The 1,163-nt window shown below is 66.4% G+C and carries 1 pseudogene; it reads left to right on the top strand.

Annotation, left to right across the window (positions count from 1 at the left end):
• Positions 1-62: 62 nt before the first annotated feature.
• A pseudogene (locus DC522_RS33645) lies at positions 63-1,149 on the top strand (IS110 family transposase).
• The last annotated feature ends 14 nt before the right edge of the window (positions 1,150-1,163 follow it).

Genomic DNA, 1,163 nt, shown 5'->3' with positions numbered 1-1,163 from the left:
TAGATGCCGTAATGGGCCTGCCGCTCACGCAGTAGCGGAGCGGGTGGCTGTCCCTCAGAGTGATGTGTGTTGAAACGGGGTCCGAGCGGATCGGCCCCAAGCATCATGAGGGACAGCCATGGACTATTAGGCCGGGATTGACGTGTCTTTGGAACTGAGCAGCGTCTGCATCCTCGATGCCACAGGACAGATCATCCGCGAGGCGAAGGTCGCCAGCGAGCCGGAGACGCTCGCCACCTTTCTCGCCGGCTTGAACTTACCGCTCACCCGCGTTGGCCTCGAAGCCGGCCCTCTGTCGCAGTGGCTGCATGCAGGCTTGCAGAAGGCCGGTTATGACACCGTGCTGCTCGAGACCCGGCATGTGAAGGCGGCGCTCTCGGCCATGATTGTCAAAACCGACCGCCGCGACGCCCGCGGCATCGCCCAGCTGCTGCGCATGGGCTGGTTCCGGCCCGTCCACTGCAAGTCGCCGCCGGCCCAGGAGGTGCGGGCGCTGCTCATGGCCCGCAAGCAGCTGCAGGCCAAGATGCGGGACGTCGAACTCAGCCTGCGAGGGCTGTTGCGCGGCTTCGGCCTGAAGATCGGCGAGATCAGCAAGGGCCAGTTCGCCGCCCGGGTGCGTTCACTGGTCGCCGGTCATGCGATGCTGGAGAAGATTGCCGAGGCGATGCTGCGGGCCAGAGAGGCGCTGCAAACCGAGTTCGCCCGGTTACATCGCGCCATGCTGGCGATCGCGCGGGAGAACGAGGTCTGCCGGCGGCTGATGAGCGTGCCGGGTGTCGGCGCGCTGATTGAGGTGACCTTCACGTCCGCGGTGGACAATCCCGAGCGCTTCGCCCGCTCGCGAGCTGTGGGCGCGCATTTTGGGCTGACGCCGAAGAAGTACCAGTCGGGCGAGACTGATATCACGGGCGCGGTGAGCCGGGTGGGCGATCCGATGGTGCGCACGGCGCTCTATGAGGGCGCCCACATCCTGCTGACGCGGGCCGTGCGTTTCTCCGCGCTCAAGCGCTGGGCGCTGGAAGTCGCGAACGGCGCGGCATGCGGCGCGCCAAGGTGGCGCTGGCCCGGAAACTTGCGGTCATTCTGCATCGCATGTGGATCGATGGCACCACCTTCCGCTGGGGTCGGGAGGAGGCTGCCGCATAGGAGGAGCAAGCGTT

The sequence above is a fragment of the Microvirga sp. KLBC 81 genome, from assembly GCF_003075415.1.
Classification (GTDB): domain Bacteria; phylum Pseudomonadota; class Alphaproteobacteria; order Rhizobiales; family Beijerinckiaceae; genus Microvirga.
Note: the sequence above shows the minus strand (reverse complement) of the source record. Positions and strands in the feature narration are given on the sequence as shown.